Genomic DNA, 16,074 nt, shown 5'->3' with positions numbered 1-16,074 from the left:
TATTTCGGATAATTAATCGAGAATAATCTACCCACGCACTTGGTTATTCCCGGGGATATTTATCAAGCAATTGTCAAGTGATTCCTGTACGATGCCTGGCCGAGTTACTTTTCTACAGGTTAATGGCCGCCATGCGTGTAAAAGCATCCACCAGCAAAGCAAAGCCAGCTCCAGCCGTTGAAACCAGCGAATCGATCAACGATCAGATCGCAGCGTTCCTCAAGTCCGGCGGCGAAATCCAGCAAATTGCCAAAGGCGTCAGCGGCCAGACGTTCGGCCCGTCCAAGCAGATCAGCCTGGGCAAGAAGTAATACCCGGTAATACACCCGTCCTGAGACGCTTTGAGCTTCGAAGCGTCTGGACTGGCACCCGCGCCACACCCTTTCTGTTTAATTAATCCGCAAAAATCGACGAACGGCCATCGACCCCGATGATTCGCCGGTATCCTTTCACGCGTCTAGATCAAGCGTTTCAGCAGGCCCGACGTCCTGCGCTCGCTGTTCATGGAGTGACGCATGCTCAAATCCATCTGTTTATTGTTTGTAGGCCTGCTGGCCTGCTCATCGGCGCACGCGCAGATTTTCCAGCGCGAGCTCGGCGACTTCGACCTCAAACTCGGCACCACCCCCAGCCGCAGCATGGCCCAGGGACTGGTCAAGCCGTCCGCAGTCGGCTCCTTCCACGGCGGCCTCGACCTCAGCCACGACAGTGGCCTGTATGTCGGCCAATACGCGCCCAGCATGGGCATCACTCCCGGCAAAAACCTCGAAATCGATTCCTACGTCGGCTTTAAACAACCTTTCGATCAGACCCTCGGCTACGAAGTCGGGATGATCCACTACAGCTATCCCAAGGTAGACACCCTCGACAGCCAGGAGCTTTTCGGCGGTCTGACCCTGCTCGGCAGTCGCTTTGGCGTAGCGTTCAGCAATGATCCGGATAAACAGAACAACACGCTGTTCGCCGACCTTGGCGGCAATCAGCCGTTCGGCATCGGAATCAGCATGAAATACACCACCCATCAGCTGAACTCGCCGGTCTCGGTGGACGGTGGCTACGTCAGCAGTTTTACCGATTGGTCGGTGAAACTTTCCCGGCCATTCATGGGCATCGACCTCGACCTGATCTACAGCAACTCCAGCCTCAGCGGCAGCGATTGCTCGGCCTACTCCGGACACAACAGCGAGTGCGACGGGCTGGTCACACTCAAGGCCGCACGCGCGTTCTATTGATCGGCTGAACTGCCGGGAGCATCCTGCGTTCACATAAGAATCAGACGCCAGGCTTTCGCAAGGATCCGCTCATGTCTCGCTGGTTCAAACACCTCGCCACCCTGCTGATCTTCACCCTCGCCCTCGGCGCCTGCAGCCGCGTTGGCCTGGCCTATCGCAATCTCGACGTGATTATCCCGTGGACGCTCGGCGACTACCTGGACATGAACGGCGAGCAAAAGGACTGGTTCAACGAACGTCTCAAGGAACACCTGAACTGGCACTGCACCACGCAGTTGCCGGGTTACCTCGACTGGCTGGATCGCTTGCAGGGCATGGTTGAAACCAATCAGGTGACCGACGCCGCACTGCAAGCACGCACCGTGGAGGCCAAAAAGGCCATCGCTGACACCGCGCGCCAGATCACGCCATCGGCCATCGAATTGCTGCAAGGGCTGGACGACAAACAGGTCGCTGAAATGAACGACGCCTTTGCCAAGGATCTGCGCAAGCGTCAGCAGGAATACGTCAAACCGCCACTGGCCCAGCAGATCGCCGAACGCGGCGCACGCATGGACAAGCGCCTGACCGATTGGCTCGGCCCATTGAGCGTCACCCAGGAGCAACGGGTGATGGCCTGGTCAACCGCGCTGGGCGATCAGAACACCCAGTGGATCGCCAACCGCGCGCACTGGCAGCAGCAATTCAGCGCGGCCGTTGCCCAGCGTAAAAGTCCCGAATTCCCACAACGGATCGAGACGCTTCTGGTCAATCGCGAGCGTTTATGGACACCGGACTATCAAAAGGCCTACGCCAACACCGAAGCCCAGGCGCGTGCGCTGGCGGTTGATCTGATGGCGCAGAGCACGCCGCAGCAACGGCAGCGGTTGTTGAAGAAGATCGAGGGGGTACGCAAGGACTTCAATGATCTGAAGTGCCTCAAGGCTGCGCAAAAACCTTAAACAAGATGCCAGTCCAATGCGGCAGCGGGCTTGCTCGCGAAGGCGCTGGGTCATTCACCATTAATGTGTCTGATGCACCGCATTCTCGAGCAAGCCCGCTCCCACTGGAGACCTGTCAGGCAATCTGCGCTTTGGACGCCACTTCATCAAACGTCGCTTCATCCAGCGCGTCCTGCTGATCATCCAGCACCTGCCGCGGGTGGTCATTGCCGGGAATGCTGCTATCGATCAGGCTCAACAGGCTAGCGCCACGCGCCGTCAGCACGAAATTGTTGCCCGTGCTGCCCTGATCATCTGGACGAGGTTCGATATACCCGCGCAAAAGCAGCAACCGTTCATATTCACAGGCCAGCGTTTTCAGGTGATCCAGATTCTCGATCGGCTCGCCCGCGCTGGCTTTTTGCGCCGCATAGTCCTCGGCGTACGCCCGAGGGGCAAAGCTGTGGCCGGCGCTGTTCTGCACTTCGTGCAGCAAGCGTTCAATCAAATCCCAGTTATAAGTCGTCATCCTGATTCAACCTCCGGTGCGCGTGATTAATGGCGCGTTCATAGGTTGTGACCGGAGCCTGTCGCAGCCGTTCAGCTGCATTTCACGCCTCGACCGACCGGCGGTCTGTCGATTTGCCCATGGGTTAAACGACTAGTCTGACAAACACGGTTTGAACTCCCGCAGGAGAAATCATCATGAACGTTGAGAATCATCCGGTGGTGTCGCGTGAAGAATGGCTTGCTGCACGAAAACAACATCTGGCCGACGAAAAAGCCTTCACCCGGGAGCGCGACCGCCTCAGCGCCCGGCGTCGCGCCCTGCCGTGGGTGAAAGTCGACGAGGACTACCGCTTTCAAGGCCCCAACGGCGAACTGAAGCTGGCCGACCTGTTCGGCAAACACAGCCAACTGATCGTTTACCACTTCATGTTCGCCAGGGACTGGGAGGAAGGCTGTCAGGGCTGCTCGTTCCTGTCCGATCACATCGACGGCGCCAACCAGCATCTGGCCCATCACGACATTGCCGTGGTGGCCGTCTCCCACGCGCCATTCGGACAGTTTCAGGCCTTTAAACGGCGCATGGGCTGGAAATTCGACTGGGTGTCGTCAGACGGTTCCGATTTCAACTACGACTTTGGCGTGTGCGCCCGGGAGGGCGACGCCAAGGCCGGAAAGGCGACGTACAACTACGAAAAAACTGACAGTGCCGAAGAAGAAATGCCGGGGCTGAGCGTGTTTTATCGCAATCAGGCCGGAGAGATTTTTCACACCTATTCAACCTACGCCCGTGGGCTGGACATGCTGGTCGGTGCCTACAACTACCTGGACCTGACGCCCAAGGGCCGCAATGAAGACGAGATCATGGAGTGGGTGCGCCATCATGATCAGTATGAGCGTGCCAGCAAGTCCGGTTGCTGCCACGGCGGCGAATAGCAACCTGTACCGGCGAGCCTGACTGAACTTTTCAGCGCCCCAAGGCCTCCACCGGTTAACCCGCCTTATCCGGAACGGAGGCCTGCCCCCATGAAAACCCTGCTCAAGCTGACCCTCGCCGCCACCTTCGCCTGCTCCCTGCCCGTGTGGGCCTGCACGCCCGAGGAAGCCACCGCCAAACGTGAACAACTGGCCAAGGAAGTCTCCAGGCTCACCGAACAGAATCCGGCGAAGGCCAAGGAAATCAACGCCGAGCTGCAGAAGATGGACCTTGGTACCGCCAGCGCCGATCTGCCGGACAAATGTCAGCTGATTGATCAGCGCTTGAAAGAACTCGACTCGGCCGAGAAGAAAACCGAGGGTTGATCATAGCTAATCAACAAATCGCAGCCTGCGGCAACACCCGTCCGGCTGCGTTTTTTTACCCTTGAAAATGCATTTGTGCATTTATTTATTTGCACAAATGCATATACGTGACTACGGTTAGTTCGAGCAAGGAGATCGGCACCAGCCATCGAACATGGCAACCGTTAGCCACCGATCGCTCGGCAATACCGCAACACCCCACACAAGCTGGATGCTTGTTTTCATTCATGGAGGACTGAAAAATGTTAACCACTCAAGCAACATCGTTCACCGGCGAGAGCCTGCCAAGGTGCCTCGTCGGCCACCTGCTCGACCCGCAACTGGTCGAAGTTGAAACCGCAGCGCATACATCTGCACTGGCCGCCGCCAGCCTCAACTTCACGATGCAGAAACAGACTCAGACCAACTGGTGCTGGGCAGCCGTTTCCGCCTCGGTCGGCAACTACTACGGCACCGGGTCCTGGACCCAGTGCGGTGTCGCCAGTACCCAACTGGACCGCAATTGCTGCAATCAGCCGGGACCGTGCAACGTCTACGGCTATCTGGATTCGGCCCTGCAAACCACCCGTAGCTACAACGGCATGAATCAGGGTTCGCTGCAGATGTCGGCCATCCAGAACCAGATCAACATGGGCCGCCCGGTCGGCCTGCGCTGTGCCTGGTACGGCGGCGGTGCGCACTTCCTGACGATTTATGGCACCAACGGCAACTACGTGCTGGTCGCCGACTCGATCTACGGTTACTCGACCCGTGCACTGAACGCGTTCCCCGGTTCATACAACGGCGGCGGCAACTGGACCCACACTTACTTCACCGCAAAAAACTAGGAGGGCGACATCATGCAACTGACTTATCCAAAGGCGCCTTCCAACGGCGTTCAGACCCTGCGTCCGGCGCTGCAAGCCGCACTGCAAACCCAAGGCTTGGGCATCAATCACCAATTCGCCAACGCCACACCGGCGAAGATCAGCCTGAGCGAAGCCTATCGTGGTTATTCGCTGACACTGGACGACCTGAGCCAGGGCAAAGGCCTGCGGGATGCGCGTATCAGTGACTGGCACTATCTGGTGTTTGCCGACGGCGTGACCATTGCCGATGCGCAACTGGCGGAGGTTCGCGGCCACGTCGAGTTCTCTTCGCTGAACCATGGCAGCCGGGCCACCGACACCGTGGGCGCATTGAAACTGGCAGAACAGGTGCCGCAACTGCAAGGCAAAACCGTCGAATTGCGCGTGCTGTTTGTTTCGGCCCTGCACGTCGTGGCGATCTGGCTGCATGCGGACGGCGAGGATGTGCTGATTCCGATCGAGCCGACGCCCAAGGCGCTGGGCGACTCGCGGTTGTACAGCGAAGCGGCACTGCTGGCACTGCTCAAACCGGCGGCTGATCGCGCCAAACAGCGCTTTGACGCCGATACCAGTGGGCAACTGGGCAGCTGACAAACGCTGCGTATAAAAAAACCCGGACACTGTCCGGGTTTTTTATTGGCCGCTGAAGGCGACTTACTCAGCCGCAGGCTCTGCCGGCTTGCGACGCTTGAGCGGTGCCATGCCGTCGCTGCTCACCAGTGAATCCGGCTTCGGACGGTTGGCGCTCTTGCGCTTGGTCGGGGTCTTGGCGGCGGTTTTCTTCTTGTCGCCCTTGGCGTCGGTCTTTTTCTTCTTCACGCCGACAGCCTTGCCCGAGGCCTTGACCTTTTTCGGCCCGCCGTAGGTGCCTTTGACTTCCTTGATGGTGCGGCGCTCGAAGCTCTGCTTCAGGTAGCGCTCGATGCTCGACATCAGGTTCCAGTCGCCGTGGCAGATCAGCGAGATCGCCAGACCGTCGTTGCCGGCACGGCCGGTACGACCGATACGGTGCACGTATTCGTCGCCGCTGCGTGGCATGTCGAAGTTGATCACCAGATCCAGGCCATCAACGTCCAGGCCACGGGCCGCCACATCGGTAGCCACCAGAATCTTCACGCCGCCCTGCTTCAGACGGTCGATCGCCAGTTTGCGATCCTTCTGGTCTTTCTCGCCGTGCAGCACGAACGCCTTGTATTCCTGAGCCACGAGGCGGCCGTAGATGCGGTCGGCCATGGCGCGGGTGTTGGTGAAGACGATGGCCTTCTGGTAGGTCTCGTTGGCCAGCAGCCAGTTCACAATCTGCTCTTTGTGCTGATTGTGATCAGCGGTGATGATCTGCTGACGGGTGGTCGAGTTCAGTTGGCTGACCGCATTGAGCTGCAAGTGCTCAGGGTTGTTCAGCACCTTGGCGATCATGTCGCGCAGGCCGGAACCGCCGGTGGTCGCGGAGAACAGCATGGTCTGCTGCCGGTTCGGGCATTCGTCGACCAGACGCTGTACGTCTTCGGCGAAACCCATGTCGAGCATGCGGTCGGCTTCGTCGAGTACCAGCACTTCGACTTCTTTGAGGTCGAGGTTGCCGGCGTTGAGTTGCTCGATCATCCGGCCCGGGGTGCCGATCAGGATATCCGGCACCTTGCGCAGCATCGCGGCCTGGACCTTGAAGTCTTCACCACCGGTGATCAGGCCGGACTTGATGAAGGTGAACTGCGAGAAGCGTTCGACTTCCTTCAGGGTCTGCTGGGCCAGTTCACGGGTCGGCAACAGGATCAGCGTCTTGATGCTGACGCGGATCTTGGCCGGGCCGATCAGGCGGTTGAGGATCGGCAGGACAAAAGCGGCGGTCTTGCCGCTACCGGTTTGCGCCGTCACCCGCAGGTCACGCCCCTGGAGCGCCAGCGGAATGGCCGCTGCTTGCACCGGCGTTGGCTCGACAAATTTCAGCTCGGCCACGGCTTTGAGCAGGCGTTCGTGCAGGGCGAATTGGGAAAACACGGGTGCTACCTCGAAGATATGCAAAAAAACAGCTGCATAGGTTACCGGTTTCGAGCGCTCAGGCCGAGTTTCTTTATACAAACGGGCGTAATCAGTGGCTTTTTTGTTGCTCGATTTGTCTCCATCGGTAATACACAGCGTCTTAAATGCTCTAATCGCCCATCGCGTCTTACAGAAGAATCGTTGCTCACATGGATTTCAAACAGCTCTGGCTCAACGCCCAAGACCTCTGGGGTGCCCTCGAACAGCACCCGTTCCTGCAATCCGGCCTGGCGCTGATGCTGCTATTAGTCATCGCGCTGGTCCTCGGACGAGTGGCGCGCTATCTGATCCTGCATGCCAGCCGCATGCTCGGTCGCCAGCCGGCGCTGCACTGGATCAACGACTTTCGCCACAACAAGGTGTTTCAGCGCCTGGCGCAGATGACGCCGTCGCTGGTGATCCAGTTCGGCCTGCACCTGGTGCCGGAACTGAGCAAAACCGCGATGACCTTCCTCGGCAACGTGGCGCTGTCCTTCACCATCCTGTTCCTGCTGCTGTCGGTCAGCGCCCTGCTCAACGCGTTGCTGGACATCTATGCGCGCACCGAACACGCCCGCACCCGGTCGATCAAAGGCTATGTGCAACTGGCGAAAATGGTCTTGTACGTGTTCGGCGCGATTATCATCGTCGCCACCCTGATCGACCGTTCACCGCTGTTGCTGCTCTCCGGCCTGGGTGCGATGTCGGCGGTGATTCTGTTGGTCTACAAGGACACCCTGCTGTCGTTCGTCGCCAGCGTGCAACTGACCAGTAACGACATGCTGCGGGTCGGCGACTGGATCGAAATGCCTCAGGTCGGCGCCGATGGCGACGTGGTCGACATCACTTTGCACACGGTCAAGGTGCAGAATTTCGACAAGACCATCGTCTCGATCCCGACCTGGCGCCTGATGAGCGAGTCGTTCAGAAACTGGCGCGGCATGCAGCAGTCCGGTGGGCGGCGGATCAAACGCAGCCTGTTCATCGATGCCAGCGGCGTGCGCTTCATCCGCGACGATGAAGAGGAAAAGCTCTCCCAGGTGCACCTGCTGACCGACTACATGAGCCGCAAGAAAGCCGAACTCAAGGCGTGGAACGAGGCGCAGGGCAACGTCGCGGCGATGTCGGCCAACCGGCGACGCATGACCAACATCGGCACCTTCCGCGCTTACGCACTGGCGTACCTGAAGAGCCACCCGGAGGTCCAGCCGAACATGACCTGCATGGTCCGCCAGATGCAGACCACCGCGCAGGGCATTCCACTGGAAATCTACTGCTTCACCAGCACCACGGCGTGGGCCGACTATGAGCGGATTCAGGGGGATATTTTCGATTACCTGCTGGCGGTGCTGCCGGAGTTTGGGTTGAGCCTGTATCAGCAGCCGAGTGGCGGGGATTTGCGGTCGGGGTTGTTGCCGGCGGTGTTGGGTTCGGCGCACATTCCGCAAACCCAGAAACACTTGATGTAACGCCACCGATCAAAACTGTGGGAGTGAGCCTGCTCGCGAAGGCGTCAAATCAGTCAACATAATCTTTGAATGACACATCGCTTTCGCGAGCAAGCCCGCTCCCACAGGGGTTATCCGATGGTTGGAACTTTGCGGATACCTAAACGGCTAATCCATACGGCTGCGAGGATGACACTCCCGCCGAGGAACAACCTGCCCAGTTCCTCGTGCTGATTCCAGATCAGCAGATTCAGCAGCAAGCCCACCGGCACATGCAGGTTATTCATCACTGCCAGCGTGCCGCCATTGACCAGGCACGCGCCTTTGTTCCACCAGTACAGACCCAGCGCCGTCGAGACCAGCCCGAGAAACAGCAACACGCCCCACTGCAGCGGCGCTTCAGGCAGAAAGTCGGCTTTGCCGAACAGCAGAAACGCCGGCAACACTACCGCCAATGCACCGAGGTAGAAGAAGCCGAAACGCCGGTAATGCGGCAGGTCGCTTGGGTGTTTCGCCACCAGGTGCTTGTACAGCACCTGTCCGGCGGCGTAGGTGAAGTTGGCCAGTTGCAGCAGCAAAAAGCCCATGAAGAAGTCCGGGTTGATCCGGTCAAAGCGAATCACCGCCGCGCCACCTACTGCGACCAATGCGGCCACCAGCGCCCACGGGTTGAAACGGCGGTTCAGCGCATCTTCGATCAGCGTCACGTGCAGCGGCGTGAGGATGGTGAACAGCAGCACCTCCGGCACCGTCAGCACACGAAAGCTCAGGTACAGGCAGACGTAGGTGATGCCGAACTGCAGCGCGCCGATCAGCAGCATGCCGCGCATGAACGCAGGTTCCACCGAGCGCCAGCGGGTCAGCGGGATGAACACCAGCCCGGCCAGCACCACACGCACCAGCACCGCAAAGTAGCTGTCGACATGCCCGGCGAGGTATTCGCCGATCAGACTGAAGGAAAACGCCTGGATCAGCGTGACAAAAAGTAGATAGCCCATGGTCGCCTCTGTTTCGAATGGCAGCGACGATAGCGGGTTTTACATTGTGCAACCAACACAAAATCCCTTGCAGGAACACGGATCCATTGTGGGCGCGAGCTTGCTCGCGAAAGCGCTGTGTCATTGCGCATTGATATCGAATGACACGGCCCCTTCGCGAGCAAGCCCGCTCCCACAGGGTTTACACGTTGCTCAGATAATTCCAGGCAAAAAAAAGCCCGATCTCGCTAAAGCGTTCAATCGGGCTACAGCACTCAGGAGCAACAAGTGCAAAGGGAGGTTCGATGCGCGTAGAACCTTGAAGGGGTTGCGCCAGGTCACTAAAACAATCGGCGATTATCTGGCGATTAACCGATCAAGCGACCTGAGACAGTTTGGCGTTGGCCTGATTCAGGCCCTTCTCCTGGAAGTCGCCGCCCAGGTTCATGCCTTCGGCGTGAATGAAGGTCACGTCGTGGATGCCGATGAAGCCCATGACCTGACGCAGGTACGGTTCCTGATGATCCGCCGGGCCGCCGGCGTAGATGCCGCCGCGAGCGGTGAGCACGTAGGCACGTTTGCCGCTGAGCAGGCCTTGCGGGCCGGTTTCGGTGTACTTGAAGGTCACGCCGGCACGCAGCACGTGGTCGAGCCAGGCCTTGAGGGTGCTCGGGATCGCGAAGTTGTACATCGGCGCAGCCATCACCAGCACGTCGGCGGCCAGCAACTCATCGGTCAACTCGTTGGAGCGGTCCAGCGATGATTGCTCGTTGGCGTTGCGCTGCTCGGCAGGCTTCATCCAGCCGCCCAGCAGGTTGGCGTCCAGGTGTGGCACCGGGTTCACGGCGAGGTCACGCACAGTGATCTGATCGTTGGGATGCGCCGCTTTCCACTGACCGATAAAGGTCTGGGTCAGTTGACGGGAAACCGAGTCTTGCTGGCGGGCGCTGCTTTCGATGATCAGAACGCGGGACATGGTGTGTAGTCTCCATCCGAGAATGTTGTAGGTCGATGGAGTGAAGGTTAAACAGGGTTGGATCGATGAAAAAGCGCAAATAATTGCTGCAAAGCATCGAATAATTCGTTTAGATGCGTCTAAGCCTTTGTGGGAGCGAGCCTGCTGGCGAAAGCGGTGCATCAGTCAGAGACTGTGTCGACTGACCCTACGCCTTCGCGAGCAGGCTCGCTCCCACAGGGATCGATATTATTTCGGGCTGCAGCTCAGTTCGATGCGCAGCCTGATGATCTCGCGTGAGAACTTGGCCGTGGCGTTTGTATGTTTGCCGGCCGGCACCTCGATGTTGCGTGTACGCGGTGCTTCCGGGCCATTGCTGAACACGGCTTTGCACAGCGCATCGACATCGCCGTAGTTGGCGACGCGGATCGAGCCAATGTCTTTATCGGTGTCGTAGGTTTCGTAGTCGATCTTCAGGCCATTGAGGCTCTTCTGCACATCGATCGGGTAAGCAAACGCAGTCAGCGGCAGCAACGCTAGCACCACACAACAGAATTTTTTCATTCGCCAGTCTCCATGAGGGACGGCCAGCTTAGGACAAGAGGAGCTATTGATGAAAGCGCCCCGCGTGACCCTTGATCAATGGCGAACATTGCAGGCCGTGGTCGACCATGGCGGATTCGCCCAGGCCGCCGAGGCACTGCACCGTTCGCAATCGTCGGTGAGTTACACCGTCGCCCGCATGCAGGATCAGCTCGGCGTGCCTTTGCTGCGCATCGACGGGCGTAAAGCGGTGCTTACCGAGGCCGGTGGCGTGCTGCTGCGCCGCTCACGGCAACTGGTGAAACAGGCCAGCCAACTGGAAGACCTCGCCCACCATATGGAGCAAGGCTGGGAGGCCGAGGTGCGACTGGTGGTCGATGCCGCTTACCCGAGCGCGCGCATCGTCAGGGCACTGACCGCGTTCATGCCGCAGAGTCGCGGCTGCCGCGTGCGCCTGCGCGAGGAGGTGTTGTCGGGTGTAGAAGAAGTGTTGCTTGAAGGCGTGGCCGATCTGGCCATTACCGGCCTGAGCATCCCCGGCTACCTCGGCGCGGAATTGAGCGACGTCGAGTTTGTCGCCGTCGCCCACCCGGATCACGCCCTGCATCGGCTCAACCGCGAGCTGAGCTTCCAGGATCTGGAAACCCAGATGCAGGTGGTGATCCGCGACTCCGGTCGCCAGCAACCGCGCGACGTCGGCTGGCTCGGCGCCGAACAGCGCTGGACCGTCGGCAGCCTCGCCACCGCCGCGACATTCGTCAGCAGTGGCCTGGGCTTTGCCTGGTTGCCACGGCACATGATCGAACGGGAATTGAAGGAAGGCACGCTCAAGCTGCTACCGTTGGATCAGGGCGGCAGCCGTAACCCGAGCTTCTACCTGTATTCGAACAAGGACAAACCACTGGGCCCGGCGACGCAAATCCTCATCGAACTGTTGCGCACCTTCGACACATTACCGCTGGACGCGCCGTTCGCCGCCCCCGAACAAGCCTGACACGGAGTTCACCGATGGCCTATTTCGAGCACGAAGGTTGCAACCTGCACTACGAGGAATATGGCCACGGTACGCCGTTGCTGCTGGTTCACGGGCTCGGCTCGAGCACCCTGGACTGGGAAATGCAGATCCCGGCGCTGTCGGCGCACTACCGGGTGATCGTTCCGGACATACGCGGTCACGGTCGCTCGGACAAACCTCGCGAGCGCTACAGCATCGCCGGTTTCAGCGCCGATCTGCTGGCATTGATCGAACACCTGAACCTCGGTCCGGTGCACTACGTGGGGCTGTCGATGGGCGGGATGATCGGCTTTCAGTTCGCCGTTGATCAGCCGCAGAGGCTTAAAAGCCTGACCATCGTCAACAGCGCCCCCGAAGTCAAAATCCGCAGTCGCGACGATTATTGGCAGTGGTTCAAGCGCTGGAGCCTGATGCGCGTACTCAGCCTCGCGACCATTGGCAAAGCACTGGGCAGCAAACTGTTCCCGAAACCCGAGCAGGCCGATTTGCGGCAGAAAATGGCCGAGCGCTGGGCAAAAAACGACAAACGTGCTTATCTCGCCAGCTTCGATGCGATTGTTGGCTGGGGGGTTCAGGAACGACTTTCGCGCGTGACCTGTCCAACGCTCATCGTCAGCGCCGACCGTGATTACACGCCGGTGGCGCTGAAAGAAACCTATGTAAAACTGCTGCCCGATGCGCGGCTGGTGGTGATCGCCGATTCGCGCCACGCCACCCCGCTCGATCAACCCGAACGCTTCAACCAAACGCTGCTGGAGTTTCTTGCCGCAGCCGATATTCAATCTCAGGATCACTGACCCATGCTGAAAAAACTTGCCCTCGCCGCCGGCACTGTGCTGTTTGCTGCCAACCTGATGGCTGCCACGCCTGCCAAAGCACCGCACGTGCTGCTGGACACCACCAACGGCCAGATCGAAATCGAACTGGATCCGGTCAAGGCGCCGATCAGTACCAAGAACTTTCTGGATTACGTCAACAGCGGTTTTTACACCAACACCATTTTCCACCGTGTGATCCCGGGCTTCATGGCTCAGGGCGGTGGTTTCACACCTCAGATGCAGCAGAAAGAAACCAAGGCGCCGATCAAGAACGAAGCCAGCAATGGTCTGCATAACGTTCGCGGCACCTTGTCGATGGCCCGCACCTCCGATCCAAACTCGGCCACCAGCCAGTTCTTCATCAACGTGAAGGACAACGACTTCCTCGACCCGGGCCGTGACGCCGGTTACGCGGTGTTCGCCAAAGTGGTGAAAGGCATGGACGTGGTCGACATCATCGTCAACTCGCCAACCACTACCAGGCAAGGCATGCAAAACGTGCCTTCCGACCCTGTGATCATCAAGTCGGCCAAAGTCATCGACTAAGCTGTACAGGGCGTTTCGAGCGGCGTGAATTCAACCCCACGCCGCTCACACCGATAAAAGGAGAGCCCGGCTTCCGGGCGGTTATCTGATGCTCTATCGCCGTTTCGAACAACTGATCGACATATTCCGCGACGCCCCGACGGCGTCCCCGCCCGATCGTGTCTGGCCCTTCTACACCTATTACCTCAAGCAGGTCTGGCCGAGTTTTGCTGCCCTGCTGGTGGTCGGCCTGTTTGCCGCACTGATCGAAGTGGCACTGTTCAGTTACCTGAGTCGCATCATCGACCTGGCCCAAGGCACGCCCAACCCGAATTTCTTCAGCGACCACGCCCTCGAACTGACCTGGATGGTGGTGGTCGCGCTGGTGCTGCGGCCGATCTTCTTCGGCCTGCACGACCTGCTGGTGCATCAGACCCTGAGCCCGGGGATGACCAGCATGATCCGCTGGCAGAATCACAGCTATGTGCTCAAGCAGAGCCTGAACTTCTTCCAGAACGACTTCGCCGGGCGCATCGCCCAACGCATCATGCAGACCGGCAACTCGCTGCGTGACTCGGCGGTGCAGGCGGTGGATGCACTGTGGCACGTGCTGATCTACGCGATCAGCTCGCTGGTGCTGTTCGCCGAAGCCGACTGGCGCCTGATGATCCCGCTGCTGACGTGGATCGCCGCCTACATCGGCGCACTGTATTACTTCGTGCCACGGGTGAAAAATCGCTCGGTGGAAGCCTCCGACGCACGCTCCAAACTGATGGGGCGAATCGTCGACGGCTACACCAACATCGCCACCCTGAAGCTGTTCGCCCATACCAATTTCGAACAGCACTACGCCAAGGAAGCCATCGAAGAGCAGACGGTCAAGGCGCAGATGGCCGGTCGCGTGGTCACCAGCATGGACGTGGCGATCACCACCATGAACGGCCTGCTGATCGTCGGCACCACTGCGCTGGCGCTGTGGCTGTGGACGCAGTCGCTGATCACCGTCGGCGCAATCGCCCTGGCGACCGGCCTGGTGATTCGCATCGTCAACATGTCCGGCTGGATCATGTGGGTGGTTACCGGCATCTTCGAAAACATCGGCATGGTCCAGGATGGCCTGCAGACCATCTCGCAACCGGTCAGTGTCACCGATCGCGAGCAGGCCAAACCGCTGGCCGTGGCCCGTGGTGAAGTGCGTTTCGAGCACGTGGATTTTCACTACGGCAAGAAGAAAGGCATCATCGGCGACCTCAATCTGACCATCAAACCGGGTGAGAAAATCGGCCTGATCGGCCCGTCCGGTGCTGGCAAATCGACCCTGGTCAACCTGCTGCTGCGCCTGTACGACGTCGAAGGCGGACGGATTGTGATCGATGGGCAGAACATCGCCGAAGTCGGCCAGGAAAGCCTGCGCGCGCGGATCGGCATGATCACTCAGGATACGTCGTTGCTGCACCGCTCGATCCGCGACAACCTGCTCTACGGCAAACCCGATGCCACCGATGCCGAACTCTGGGACGCGGTGCACAAGGCCCGCGCCGATGAGTTCATTCCATTGCTGTCGGACGCTGAAGGCCGCACCGGTTTCGATGCGCACGTCGGCGAGCGCGGCGTGAAACTGTCCGGTGGCCAGCGCCAGCGCATTGCGATCGCGCGGGTACTGCTCAAGGACGCGCCGATCCTGATCATGGACGAAGCGACCTCGGCACTCGACTCGGAAGTCGAAGCGGCGATCCAGGAAAGCCTGGAAACCCTCATGCAGGGCAAGACCGTGATCGCCATCGCCCACCGCCTTTCGACCATCGCGCGCATGGACCGGCTGGTGGTACTGGAAAACGGCAAGATCGCCGAGAGCGGCACCCATGCCGAACTGCTGGCCCATCGCGGGCTGTATGCACGATTGTGGGCACATCAGACCGGAGGGTTTGTCGGCATCGATTGATCATTGGGTCAATTCAATTGCAATGTGGGAGCGAGCCTGCTCGCGAAGGCGGAGTGTCAGATACCACCATGGTTGTCAGACATGCCGCTTTCGCGAGCAGGCTCGCTGCCACAGGGTTCGCAGTAATCCTGAACGCCTGAGAGCCGCCACAGCCCTCTCCCCACAGGCTCTGGCGGTTTTTTTGTGCCCGCTGGAAATCCGTCCAAAGCCTGCTGTACTCAGCCAAGGTTCCAGCAGGGAACCTGTCGTAAATTGGCAAGGAAGCACAAATCGATTCAGTCTCGATAGCACGCCTATCAAGGACACTCTCATGTCTCTGTTCAAACGTTCAGTTACTGAGTTGTTGGGTACGTTCTGGTTGGTTCTGGGTGGTTGTGGCAGTGCGGTGCTCGCCGCGTCTTCGCCTCTGGGCATCGGGGTGCTGGGAGTGGCCCTGGCATTTGGTCTGACCGTGTTGACCATGGCGTTCGCCATCGGCCACATCAGCGGCTGTCATCTGAACCCGGCCGTTTCCGTGGGTCTGGTGGTCGGCGGCCGGTTCCCGGCCAAAGAGCTGCCCGCCTACATCATCGCGCAAGTGCTGGGTGCGATTCTCGCAGCGGCGTTGCTCGCGCACATCGCCAGCGGCAAGGAGGGTTTCGACATCGCTGCGGGCCTGGCGTCCAACGGTTATGGCGAACACTCACCGGGCAAATACTCGATGGCCGCAGGTTTCGTCACCGAGCTGGTGATGACTGGCATGTTCGTGATCATCATCCTCGGCGCCACCGACAAACGCGCCCCGGCGGGACTCGCACCGATTGCCATCGGCCTGGGCCTGACGCTGATTCACCTGATCTCGATCCCGGTCACCAACACCTCGGTCAACCCGGCGCGCAGCACCGGGCCGGCGCTGATGGTTGGCGGCTGGGCGATCGCGCAGTTGTGGATGTTCTGGGTCGCGCCGCTGCTGGGCGCGGTGGTGGGTGGGACGATTTATCGCTGGCTGGGCAAAGACGAATCTTGAAGACGCCACAACTCCCCTTG

18 protein-coding genes are annotated in these 16,074 nt (G+C 59.5%); 13 read left to right on the top strand and 5 right to left on the bottom strand.

The window, feature by feature from the left end; genetic code table 11:
- Positions 1 to 122 precede the first annotated feature (122 nt).
- The 3 genes from AC1UK9_RS07630 to AC1UK9_RS07620 all read left to right on the top strand — a co-directional run bounded on the left by AC1UK9_RS07630 (position 123) and on the right by AC1UK9_RS07620 (position 2,173).
- A complete protein-coding gene (locus AC1UK9_RS07630; protein ID WP_016985943.1) occupies positions 123 to 311 on the top strand; it encodes a hypothetical protein in 189 nt (62 codons plus the stop codon).
- A 204-nt stretch (positions 312 to 515) separates the two neighbouring features.
- Positions 516 to 1,232 carry a TorF family putative porin gene (locus AC1UK9_RS07625; RefSeq protein WP_473014785.1) on the top strand — a complete coding sequence of 239 codons (717 nt, stop codon included), beginning with the start codon at positions 516 to 518 and terminating at the stop codon, positions 1,230 to 1,232.
- Positions 1,233 to 1,303: 71 nt separating this feature from the next.
- A complete protein-coding gene (locus AC1UK9_RS07620; RefSeq protein WP_025110597.1) occupies positions 1,304 to 2,173 on the top strand; it encodes a DUF6279 family lipoprotein in 870 nt (289 codons plus the stop codon).
- A 115-nt stretch (positions 2,174 to 2,288) separates the two neighbouring features.
- Here the strand turns inward: AC1UK9_RS07620 and AC1UK9_RS07615 are convergent, their stop codons facing one another.
- Entirely contained in the window at positions 2,289 to 2,681 is a 393-nt protein-coding gene (locus AC1UK9_RS07615; RefSeq protein ID WP_025110598.1) for a hypothetical protein, read from the bottom strand.
- A gap of 176 nt (positions 2,682 to 2,857) precedes the next feature.
- Between AC1UK9_RS07615 and AC1UK9_RS07610 the strand changes: the two genes are divergently transcribed.
- From AC1UK9_RS07610 to AC1UK9_RS07595, 4 genes are all read left to right on the top strand, one after another.
- On the top strand, positions 2,858 to 3,595 hold the full coding sequence (locus AC1UK9_RS07610) for a DUF899 domain-containing protein (RefSeq protein ID WP_482579789.1): 738 nt from the start codon (positions 2,858 to 2,860) through the stop codon (positions 3,593 to 3,595).
- A 90-nt stretch (positions 3,596 to 3,685) separates the two neighbouring features.
- On the top strand, positions 3,686 to 3,961 hold the full coding sequence (locus AC1UK9_RS07605; RefSeq protein ID WP_473014783.1) for a hypothetical protein: 276 nt from the start codon (positions 3,686 to 3,688) through the stop codon (positions 3,959 to 3,961).
- A 242-nt stretch (positions 3,962 to 4,203) separates the two neighbouring features.
- Positions 4,204 to 4,788 carry a papain-like cysteine protease family protein gene (locus tag AC1UK9_RS07600; protein ID WP_473014782.1) on the top strand — a complete coding sequence of 195 codons (585 nt, stop codon included), beginning with the start codon at positions 4,204 to 4,206 and terminating at the stop codon, positions 4,786 to 4,788.
- Positions 4,789 to 4,800: 12 nt separating this feature from the next.
- Positions 4,801 to 5,400, top strand: a complete 600-nt coding sequence (locus AC1UK9_RS07595; RefSeq protein ID WP_482579788.1) for a hypothetical protein — start codon at positions 4,801 to 4,803, stop codon at positions 5,398 to 5,400.
- 63 nt (positions 5,401 to 5,463) lie between these two features.
- Here AC1UK9_RS07595 and AC1UK9_RS07590 read toward each other — a convergent pair whose 3' ends face one another.
- Complete coding sequence (locus AC1UK9_RS07590) at positions 5,464 to 6,804, bottom strand: DEAD/DEAH box helicase (RefSeq protein WP_025110603.1); 1,341 nt, start codon at positions 6,802 to 6,804, stop codon at positions 5,464 to 5,466.
- A gap of 191 nt (positions 6,805 to 6,995) precedes the next feature.
- On the opposite strand from AC1UK9_RS07590, the gene AC1UK9_RS07585 reads away from it, so the two are divergent.
- Positions 6,996 to 8,294: a mechanosensitive ion channel family protein gene (locus AC1UK9_RS07585; RefSeq protein WP_025110604.1), complete on the top strand. Its 1,299-nt coding sequence runs from the start codon at positions 6,996 to 6,998 to the stop codon at positions 8,292 to 8,294.
- 110 nt (positions 8,295 to 8,404) lie between these two features.
- On the opposite strand, the gene AC1UK9_RS07580 is transcribed toward AC1UK9_RS07585, so the two are convergent.
- From AC1UK9_RS07580 to AC1UK9_RS07570, 3 genes are all read right to left on the bottom strand, one after another.
- Entirely contained in the window at positions 8,405 to 9,271 is an 867-nt protein-coding gene (locus tag AC1UK9_RS07580) for a carboxylate/amino acid/amine transporter (RefSeq protein WP_482579787.1), read from the bottom strand.
- A 355-nt stretch (positions 9,272 to 9,626) separates the two neighbouring features.
- The gene (locus AC1UK9_RS07575; RefSeq protein WP_473014779.1) at positions 9,627 to 10,226 is read right to left on the bottom strand and encodes an FMN-dependent NADH-azoreductase; all 600 of its coding nucleotides are present in this window, start codon (positions 10,224 to 10,226) and stop codon (positions 9,627 to 9,629) included.
- 228 nt (positions 10,227 to 10,454) lie between these two features.
- Positions 10,455 to 10,769, bottom strand: a complete 315-nt coding sequence (locus AC1UK9_RS07570) for a hypothetical protein (protein ID WP_025110608.1) — start codon at positions 10,767 to 10,769, stop codon at positions 10,455 to 10,457.
- 49 nt (positions 10,770 to 10,818) lie between these two features.
- Between AC1UK9_RS07570 and AC1UK9_RS07565 the strand changes: the two genes are divergently transcribed.
- From AC1UK9_RS07565 to aqpZ, 5 genes are all read left to right on the top strand, one after another.
- Positions 10,819 to 11,742, top strand: a complete 924-nt coding sequence (locus AC1UK9_RS07565; protein ID WP_025110609.1) for a PA3225 family LysR-type transcriptional regulator — start codon at positions 10,819 to 10,821, stop codon at positions 11,740 to 11,742.
- Between the two features lie 14 nt (positions 11,743 to 11,756).
- Entirely contained in the window at positions 11,757 to 12,560 is an 804-nt protein-coding gene (locus tag AC1UK9_RS07560) for an alpha/beta fold hydrolase (protein WP_482579786.1), read from the top strand.
- Positions 12,561 to 12,563: 3 nt separating this feature from the next.
- Positions 12,564 to 13,127: a peptidylprolyl isomerase gene (locus AC1UK9_RS07555; protein ID WP_473014777.1), complete on the top strand. Its 564-nt coding sequence runs from the start codon at positions 12,564 to 12,566 to the stop codon at positions 13,125 to 13,127.
- 88 nt (positions 13,128 to 13,215) lie between these two features.
- Positions 13,216 to 15,048, top strand: coding sequence for an ABC transporter ATP-binding protein (locus AC1UK9_RS07550; protein WP_025110612.1), 1,833 nt, complete (start codon positions 13,216 to 13,218; stop codon positions 15,046 to 15,048).
- Between the two features lie 310 nt (positions 15,049 to 15,358).
- Entirely contained in the window at positions 15,359 to 16,054 is a 696-nt protein-coding gene (aqpZ, locus tag AC1UK9_RS07545; RefSeq protein WP_025110613.1) for an aquaporin Z, read from the top strand.
- Positions 16,055 to 16,074 lie beyond the last annotated feature (20 nt).

Source organism: Pseudomonas sp. AK-TSAG1-1 (assembly GCF_056821665.1).
The sequence above is the reverse complement of the archived record's forward strand: the minus strand, read 5'-3'. Positions and strand labels throughout refer to the sequence as shown.

Excerpts from the sequence above, each read along its gene's own strand:
- AC1UK9_RS07630 (WP_016985943.1), top strand. The coding sequence starts at position 123 with ATGGCCGCCATGCGTGTAAAAGCATCCACCAGCAAAGCAAAGCCAGCT.
- AC1UK9_RS07625 (WP_473014785.1), top strand. The coding sequence starts at position 516 with ATGCTCAAATCCATCTGTTTATTGTTTGTAGGCCTGCTGGCCTGCTCA.
- AC1UK9_RS07620 (WP_025110597.1), top strand. The coding sequence starts at position 1,304 with ATGTCTCGCTGGTTCAAACACCTCGCCACCCTGCTGATCTTCACCCTC.
- AC1UK9_RS07615 (WP_025110598.1), bottom strand. The coding sequence starts at position 2,681 with ATGACGACTTATAACTGGGATTTGATTGAACGCTTGCTGCACGAAGTG.
- AC1UK9_RS07610 (WP_482579789.1), top strand. The coding sequence starts at position 2,858 with ATGAACGTTGAGAATCATCCGGTGGTGTCGCGTGAAGAATGGCTTGCT.
- AC1UK9_RS07605 (WP_473014783.1), top strand. The coding sequence starts at position 3,686 with ATGAAAACCCTGCTCAAGCTGACCCTCGCCGCCACCTTCGCCTGCTCC.
- AC1UK9_RS07600 (WP_473014782.1), top strand. The coding sequence starts at position 4,204 with ATGTTAACCACTCAAGCAACATCGTTCACCGGCGAGAGCCTGCCAAGG.
- AC1UK9_RS07595 (WP_482579788.1), top strand. The coding sequence starts at position 4,801 with ATGCAACTGACTTATCCAAAGGCGCCTTCCAACGGCGTTCAGACCCTG.
- AC1UK9_RS07585 (WP_025110604.1), top strand. The coding sequence starts at position 6,996 with ATGGATTTCAAACAGCTCTGGCTCAACGCCCAAGACCTCTGGGGTGCC.
- AC1UK9_RS07580 (WP_482579787.1), bottom strand. The coding sequence starts at position 9,271 with ATGGGCTATCTACTTTTTGTCACGCTGATCCAGGCGTTTTCCTTCAGT.
- AC1UK9_RS07575 (WP_473014779.1), bottom strand. The coding sequence starts at position 10,226 with ATGTCCCGCGTTCTGATCATCGAAAGCAGCGCCCGCCAGCAAGACTCG.
- AC1UK9_RS07570 (WP_025110608.1), bottom strand. The coding sequence starts at position 10,769 with ATGAAAAAATTCTGTTGTGTGGTGCTAGCGTTGCTGCCGCTGACTGCG.
- AC1UK9_RS07565 (WP_025110609.1), top strand. The coding sequence starts at position 10,819 with ATGAAAGCGCCCCGCGTGACCCTTGATCAATGGCGAACATTGCAGGCC.
- AC1UK9_RS07560 (WP_482579786.1), top strand. The coding sequence starts at position 11,757 with ATGGCCTATTTCGAGCACGAAGGTTGCAACCTGCACTACGAGGAATAT.
- AC1UK9_RS07555 (WP_473014777.1), top strand. The coding sequence starts at position 12,564 with ATGCTGAAAAAACTTGCCCTCGCCGCCGGCACTGTGCTGTTTGCTGCC.
- AC1UK9_RS07550 (WP_025110612.1), top strand. The coding sequence starts at position 13,216 with ATGCTCTATCGCCGTTTCGAACAACTGATCGACATATTCCGCGACGCC.
- aqpZ (WP_025110613.1), top strand. The coding sequence starts at position 15,359 with ATGTCTCTGTTCAAACGTTCAGTTACTGAGTTGTTGGGTACGTTCTGG.